Source organism: Alteromonas sp. 5NW40-0090 (genome assembly GCF_057552975.1).
Genome location: NZ_BAAJLT010000019.1, coordinates 39,059 through 46,788, shown reverse-complemented (window position 1 = coordinate 46,788; position 7,730 = coordinate 39,059). Strand labels below are relative to the sequence as shown.

The window sequence follows — 7,730 nt, the reverse complement described above, 5'->3', positions numbered from 1 at the left end:
CGAAGCCGTTGCTTCTTAGTGACTCACCCTGTTCGAGTGAAGTGCGCATTTTACATCGTTTATTTTCGATGTCAACCATGTTTTTAAACTTTTTATTTGCTTTAAAACTTGGTTTCGCACTTGTTGCTAAGTTGGCTTTCTTTTTCTCGAAGCCCCCTCAGAACGTGGAGCGCATTATAGATACCTCTTGAGAAAGATCAACACTTAAATTGGATTTTTTTGCTTTTTACACCACTTTTGGTGTTAACCGCTCATTTCTGCATCATTTCTATCGACTCAATGCATCTTTAGACTAGTTTTTTCACATTTTATTGTTCAAATTGTTACAAATGAGTAAACTATATACAGCCTCCAACACCATAATAAACAATAGAAAGGTAGGTATATGAAAGTAGGCTTTATTCAATGCGCTGTTATTAGCGCTATTTTTGCAATTGCAGGTTACTTGTTATTTTCTTCTGCTAGTTTAAACGTCCACGTTCCATTGACCGTATCAGCAGCCCTGCTGATCAGCGGTATCGTTACTCCTTGGCTAGCGTCTCTTATTCAAAGTTCATCTTCCTCAGATGCCAGAGCACATTCTAATGACGGATCAGTAGAAACTTTATATGTAGGTAATTTGCCATACCGAGCAAACGAAAACGCGGTGAAAGAGTACTTCAGTAGTTTTATCGAAGTACAGTCGGTTCGCTTAATGAAGGATCGTAAAACTGGAAAGAGAAAAGGCTACGGTTTTATCGAGGTTGTCACAGACGATCTAAACAGTGTTATTGATAAGACAAACGACTCAATCTTTCAGGAACGAACACTTAAGGTTCGTCCTGCAAAGGATAAAGTCGAACACGTATAGTCCTGTATACTCAGTATCAGTTATTCAACAAAAGCCCGGTTAGCTTTGCTTCCGGGCTTTTTATTTTGGTAGACCACTAACTTTCGCTAGTTTCAGCAGATTGAGGAAGACCCTCTAACAGGGTTTGGTTAAATGAGCGGAATCTATTTATTGCTGATATAAGGTCGGGTACCTGAACATCTTCCATTTCGTTAATAATACCAGCTATTAAAGCATTGTAGTCTTCACTACTCTCTAGCTTGCTTTCTGCATTCGCAAAAGTATCCATCATCTTCTCTAAGTATTGAGCAATGGGACTAACCACATTTCCAAACTGCCCGTTATCGCTTTTATCCTCGTTGTAATGCTGGATGTTCTCGTATGTTTTTAACACTTCGGTTTGCGTAGTCCTATTCAACTGTAACGCATAGCCAACCAACTCTTTATCGTCAAAGCCTAAACTTAGTGCCTCTTCGAAAGCTTTGTCTATATCTCCGCTGTAGAAAGTATCGGCAAGATCCTGAACTTGACCGACCAAATCAGCGATCGATTCCAACTCATCTGCATCAAGTTCGCCTTTCAATGAAAAACTAATACCGCTTCGTTCATAGTATTGGTAAGAAGTTTGTTGTTGGTATGATGCTGAAAAATTGTTTTCACCTTGCTCACCACTACCGCCTGATTGCTCCTGAGATGCTTGGGCCTGGAAGTTAAGTTGTTGAGACGCTTGGAACGAGCGAAGACTCTCAAAACTAAAACTCACTTCGTCCCCATCTTTAGTTCGAATCAGCAAGCTCCCGCTTTTCTCATCCGATGCAGCTACTGCGTTTAAGGATGAAAGTGATACGGCGTTCGGCTGCTGGCGACCAAATATGTCACTTTCCAGATCGTTTATTCCTGTATCGATGAGATCGCGACTTTTTACCATTCCTTGTTCAATCTCTTCATTCATGAAACCCGCTAGGTCTTTTTCAGCCATAGCAAAACCTCGGCTTACACCTTCTCTCGCTTGGCTAAATAAACCATTTAACTTCTCATCGCTTGCACCACCATCAGCTGCTCCACGAATAACACCGCCTACAAACTTAAGTACATTTCTGGCAACCTTTTCAAAATCGAACAAACTGCTCGACTTCTCTTCAATATTTTTCTCTTTCGTTGCTTGCGGCTTTTGGCCATCTATTTCTAAGGCTTGATTAAGGCTACTACTTACCACACGCAAGCCAATGCTAGTTTGGCTACTTGAAACAGATACTGAAGCCGCCTGTTGTTTAGAAAATTCAGCTGCTTGCTGCAATCCATCTTGCTGCAACTGTTTTTTTAATGCTTCATTCGGGTGAATAGATGCCTTTTGATCTGCTTTTTGATCAACCTTCTGCTCGCCCATGAAAGCCTTAATTTGACCCACGTTCATAATTTGATCCTCACTATCCTCTTTCTTATTATCGGCTAAGAATCAGTATTGTTTAATTTTAATACAGAATTTTTTGTACCTGCTCCTCAATAATAGTGCAGTAGTGGATTGCGCTTGTTGCAGATATTTTCTAAGAGACTACAATTCGCGACCTTAACAGTGACTGGAGAATTTTATGACCGCGACCGACCAACAAGGCTATCAAACTCAGTTAGACGAAAAAGTAGAACGTCTTACTGCGTTGCTTTCTCCGTTCAATGCGCCTGGCTTGTCCGTATTCCCATCGCAACCAACGCACTACCGTATGCGCGCCGAATTTAGAGTATGGCATGAAGGCGATGATTTATTTCACATCATGTTTAATCAGCAAACGAAAGAGAAGTATCGCGTAGATAGTTTCCCTCCTGCTTGTAAAACAATAAACGATGCTATGTCACTATTGCTTGAAGAAGTCAGACCAAATGAATCACTGAGAAAGAAACTTTTTCAAATCGATTATCTCTCTGCACTATCTGGCGAGCTTGTCATTAGCCTTTTGTACCATCGCCAATTAGATGAAAAATGGGAAGAAGCTGCAAGAGAGTTAAAAGCGACACTCGAGACTCACTTTCCCAAAGTAAACATCATTGGTCGCGCTAGAAAACAAAAACTCATTATCGACAGCGATTTTGTGATTGAGCGTTTACCTGTAAACGGTAAAGAGTTCGTTTTCAAACATATAGAAAATAGTTTCACCCAGCCTAATGCTGAGGTGAACTGCAAAATGATTGAATGGGCGCTAGATTGTGTAAAGCCGCTCTCTGGGGACTTACTGGAAATGTATTGCGGTGCCGGAAACTTTTCACTGCCGTTAGCACTTCACTTTGATAATGTGGTGGGTACAGAAATAGCTAAGCCTTCGGTCCAGGCTGCACAATTTAATATTGAGCAAAATGAGCTGAGCAATGTAAAAATTGTAAGGTTAGCGGCCGAAGAATTTACACAGGCTATGAAGGGAGAACGCACGTTTAGTCGCTTAGAAGGCATAGATTTAAGCACTTATAATTTCACCACTGTATTGGTCGACCCTCCAAGAGCTGGATTAGATGAAGATTCACTAAGAATGATTCAGGATTACGATAATATAGTATATATCTCGTGTAACCCCGAAACTTTGGCGCAGAATCTTGAGCTTTTAAGCGAAACTCATAATGTGGCGCAGTCTGCGCTTTTCGATCAATTCCCGTTTACTCATCATATTGAGGCTGGCGTTTTACTTACACGCAAAAGCTAGTTTGCGTGTAAGTAAGGAAAAAGCTCACACTGAAATATAATGTGGAAGAACACTTTATACTGTAAATTCTTTTCCGCGCTAGGCTTTTTGAGTAGCGCCTACTTGAACAAAGCGGAGTTGCGCTTTCACTCTCTCACCTATTTCTCGGCGGAGTTTATCATCAGCCTCTAATGCCTCGGCTCCAGCACTGAATACAAGCCTTACCATAGCGTCAGCTTGGAGCTGCGCACAGGCATATTCTACACCTTGCTGTTCGATAATGTAGTCAGTAAGTTCATCGATGAAATGTTGAATTTCTCTGAATACTGCTAGTCGGTAGGCAGATGATGTACCGGTATGCTCGCGTAATAATAAACGAAATACGTTTGTGTTTGCCGCGATGAATTCCATGAAGGTTTCAACAGAGGTATGAATGACGCCACCACCTGAAGCAATACGTCTTCTTGCTTGGCGCATAAGCTGACGAAGCGCTAAACCCGCTTCATCCACCAACGTTAAACCCAATTCATCCATATCTTTAAAATGCCGATAAAACGACGTGGGAGCAATGCCTGCTTCTCGGGCAACTTCGCGCAAGCTAATTGCCGATAAACTACGGTTTTCGTCCAACAACGAAAATGCAGCATGGATGATATTTTGGCGGGTTTTTAATTTCTGTTCTTGACGGCTCACGTTTGCACCCTGTGTTCATTAACTTTCAATGGCCTGATGATTTTTTGACTTTAAAGACTACTCTCAACGTCATCTGAATAACCATTAACGCAATCGAACCTTGTACATCAAAGACTAGCATGCATAGTTTATCTCAACATCTACTCATCGGGAAAGAGAAACAAAATCATCTCTTTAATAAACAAAGGTTAAGCAGTTTTAGTCACGTTTTATCTGTGTTTTGACTACATTTGGCTATAATTAAACTTTACACATGTAAGCAGAACTAATCTGAGTTTTGCTTGCCTGAAGCCTCGTAAAACGATAAATTAGCGAACAGTTGTAAGCCAAGTTGTATAAAATGAAAAAACCTCCTCTTATCCTAACGAATGTGCTGGTGTTTATAATATCAGGCGCAATTGCATTTATAGGTGTGCCGCTTTGGGTGGCATATCAGGGTATCGATTGGGCAGAAATCGGTACCGCTATATTCCTATTCTATTTCACCGGTATGTCGATAACTGCTGGGTATCACCGCTTATGGTCGCATAAAACCTACGATGCCAACATTGTAGTTCGCGTCGTATTAGCGATTGGTGGGGCAATGGCCCTGCAAAATAGTATTTTGCACTGGTCGTCAGATCATCGCATTCACCATCGCCATGTAGATGACAACGACAAAGACCCCTACTCTGCAAAGAAAGGGCTTTGGTTTGCGCACATTGGCTGGATGTTACGCGAGTATCAAGCTAAGCGTTACGACGATTACAGCAACTGTAAAGATCTACAAAAAGATAGCGTGGTGATGTGGCAGCATAAGTACTACTTACCTATTGTACTCGCAGCTAACTTTGGAATTACTGGTTTGTTGGGTTATCTTAACGGCGACGTGATGGGCATGATTTTGGTAGCCGGCGTACTTCGACTAGTGCTAGTCCACCACGTAACCTTTTTCATTAATTCCCTTGCTCACTTCTGGGGTAGTCAGCCATATACAGACAAGAATACCGCTCGCGATAACGGCATACTTGCATTCTTTACCTTTGGTGAGGGCTACCACAATTACCACCATATTTTTGAGTACGATTATCGGAATGGCATTCGCTGGTACCAGTTCGATCCTACCAAGTGGCTAATCAGAGGCCTGTCTTTTGTAGGTTTGACGTCGAACCTTCGCAAGGTACCTGAAGAGCGCATCGAAAAAGCCCTTGCGGCGATGCAGCTTCAAAGGGCAAGTGAAAAAGTATCACTACTGCCGAACGCGGAAGAAATGATGCACACTATTCAAGAAGAGTACGACTTGTTGATGCAGCGTATGAGTGAATACTATGCCACGAAAAAACGCGTGATGCGCGTTAAGCAACGCACCTTAAAGCGGAGTATTGAAGGGCTTGAGCTTGCATATAAATATAAAGAGCTAAAACACGCCTTTGCTGTTCAGAAAGAAAAATGGACACAATTGCAGAGTTTGTCGCTTCAAATGGCGTAATTATTTTCTTTACCCTTGTATTCGTAGAAAACCACATAAGTCTATGCTTATGTGGTTTTTTTTGATCTATAGTTGGAATGACACTTCAAGTAAGGTAGTTATACTGAAGTTTGTAAGGTTGGGATAAAAACTTAGCTTTATTCTGAGTTAGATATTCAAGCTACATCATAGACTGAATTATGGCGGTTACTGTGATTTCAGACGCCACATCATAGAAGTAATAATACGGGAAGGTAACATGGCAACGAAGCAAAAAACAAAAGCTCCATCATATCACTATGACGCAATAGTTATCGGCACAGGTCCTGGTGGAGAAGGTGTTGCAATGCAGCTTGCCAAAGCCGGAAAAAAAGTGGCGGTTGTTGAGCGCTACGAGGCAGTGGGAGGGGGTTGTACCCATTGGGGAACCATTCCATCGAAAGCCCTTCGTCACTCAGTAAGTCGTCTTATTGAATATAACTCTTCTCCCTTGTTTGCCGATAACCACTTGAGTAAGAGTCTTACGTTCTCAGACATCATGCGACATGCTAGCGGTGTGGTAAAAAGCCAAACTAGACTTCGTTCTTCATTCTACGATAGAAACCGCGTAACGCTTTTCCACGGTGAGGCCAGCTTCGTAGATGCGCATACGTTAGAGATAACCCGTAAAGATGGCTCGAAAGACACAGTCACTGCCGGTCAAATTGCTATCGCAACAGGTTCACGCCCCTATTGCCCTAAAGACATCGACTTTAGCCATCCTCGAATATACAACTCAGACACAATCTTATCTTTAAATCACGATCCCAAGTCCATCATAATTTATGGTGCAGGGGTAATCGGCTCCGAATATGCCAGCATCTTCAGAGGTTTAGGTGTCAAAGTTGATCTGGTAAACATGCGCGATCGACTTTTATCTTTCCTAGATGACGAGATCTCTGACGCGCTCAGTTATCATCTGTGGAACAATGGCGTACTCATTCGTCACAATGAAGCCTATTCTTCGGTTGAGGCTACCGATGACTCGGTTATTTTAAACTTAGAGTCGGGCAAGCGCATGCGTGCAGATTGTCTTCTGTTTGCTAACGGAAGAACGGGTAATACAGATACACTTAAACTCGAAAATATTGGTTTGAAAGCTGATGGAAGAGGTCAGCTTAGAGTGAATGAAAATTATCAGACCGACGTAGACAATGTCTTTGCGGTCGGTGATGTGATTGGTTATCCAAGCTTAGCATCTGCAGCTTACAACCAAGGTCGTTTTGCCGCGGAAGCTATGCTTGGCATAAAAACGCATTCGGCGTTGGTAGAAGATATACCCTCTGGTATTTATACCATTCCGGAAATCAGTTCTGTAGGAAAAACCGAGCAAGAACTTACCGCAGCAAAAGTGCCTTATGAAGTGGGAAGAGCCCAGTTCAAACATTTGGCCAGAGCGCAAATTGCGTCTACGCAGACAGGAAGTTTGAAAATCTTATTCCATCGTGAAACAAAAGAAATCTTGGGTATTCATTGTTTCGGCGAACGTGCCTCCGAGATTGTTCACATCGGCCAAGCCATCATGCAGCAAAAAGGCGAAGGGAATACCATAGACTACTTCGTTAACACCACATTTAACTACCCGACCATGGCCGAAGCTTATCGAGTTGCTGCTATTAATGGGCTGAATAGGATTTTCTAGCAAGCACAAAAAAGCCGGCGAAATTGTCGCCGGCTTAATATGCGTTTACTAAGAAATTAGTTACGGTTCGCAGCAAGCGCGTTAAGCGAGTCTTTATGTGCTACGATGTCGATGTGCATATTTTCTTGATCGAATGTCATTGTTGCAATGGCGTAGTCACCCTGACTGTCGCTTGCAATGTCAATCAACTTTGCTTGTGCATCACGGAAACGAATGTTATTGCCGATTTTGTCAGACATACATTGGTTATTCATTTCGAATGTTTTCGCATCCATGCAATCGAAAAGCTGGTTATCACCAGATTCCGCATGCGCAATACCAAAGGCCGCTGATAGAGCTAGGGTTAGTACTACTTTACGCATGTTTCTTCTCCTGTGTTACAGTCTACTACTGTCACTATTAAACATACTGTAT

General features: G+C 42.2%; 7 protein-coding genes. 4 read left to right on the top strand and 3 right to left on the bottom strand.

Annotated elements, in window-relative coordinates:
* Window positions 1–385: 385 nt before the first annotated feature.
* Window positions 386–850, top strand: coding sequence for an RNA recognition motif domain-containing protein (locus AC27KT_RS19560; protein WP_487132738.1), 465 nt, complete (start codon window positions 386–388; stop codon window positions 848–850).
* 76 nt (window positions 851–926) lie between these two features.
* On the opposite strand, the gene AC27KT_RS19555 is transcribed toward AC27KT_RS19560, so the two are convergent.
* Entirely contained in the window at window positions 927–2,243 is a 1,317-nt protein-coding gene (locus tag AC27KT_RS19555) for a DUF5610 domain-containing protein (protein ID WP_487132736.1), read from the bottom strand.
* A gap of 175 nt (window positions 2,244–2,418) precedes the next feature.
* Here AC27KT_RS19555 and trmA point away from each other — a divergent pair, with 175 nt between their 5' ends.
* A complete protein-coding gene (gene trmA / locus AC27KT_RS19550) occupies window positions 2,419–3,516 on the top strand; it encodes a tRNA (uridine(54)-C5)-methyltransferase TrmA (protein ID WP_487132734.1) in 1,098 nt (365 codons plus the stop codon).
* Between the two features lie 78 nt (window positions 3,517–3,594).
* On the opposite strand, the gene fabR is transcribed toward trmA, so the two are convergent.
* Entirely contained in the window at window positions 3,595–4,188 is a 594-nt protein-coding gene (gene fabR, locus AC27KT_RS19545) for an HTH-type transcriptional repressor FabR (RefSeq protein WP_423078933.1), read from the bottom strand.
* A 340-nt stretch (window positions 4,189–4,528) separates the two neighbouring features.
* Here fabR and AC27KT_RS19540 point away from each other — a divergent pair, with 340 nt between their 5' ends.
* A complete protein-coding gene (locus AC27KT_RS19540; RefSeq protein WP_039216323.1) occupies window positions 4,529–5,656 on the top strand; it encodes an acyl-CoA desaturase in 1,128 nt (375 codons plus the stop codon).
* Between the two features lie 238 nt (window positions 5,657–5,894).
* Window positions 5,895–7,316, top strand: coding sequence for a Si-specific NAD(P)(+) transhydrogenase (gene sthA, locus AC27KT_RS19535; RefSeq protein WP_462586381.1), 1,422 nt, complete (start codon window positions 5,895–5,897; stop codon window positions 7,314–7,316).
* 56 nt (window positions 7,317–7,372) lie between these two features.
* Here the strand turns inward: sthA and AC27KT_RS19530 are convergent, their stop codons facing one another.
* On the bottom strand, window positions 7,373–7,678 hold the full coding sequence (locus AC27KT_RS19530) for a hypothetical protein (protein ID WP_014950713.1): 306 nt from the start codon (window positions 7,676–7,678) through the stop codon (window positions 7,373–7,375).
* Window positions 7,679–7,730 lie beyond the last annotated feature (52 nt).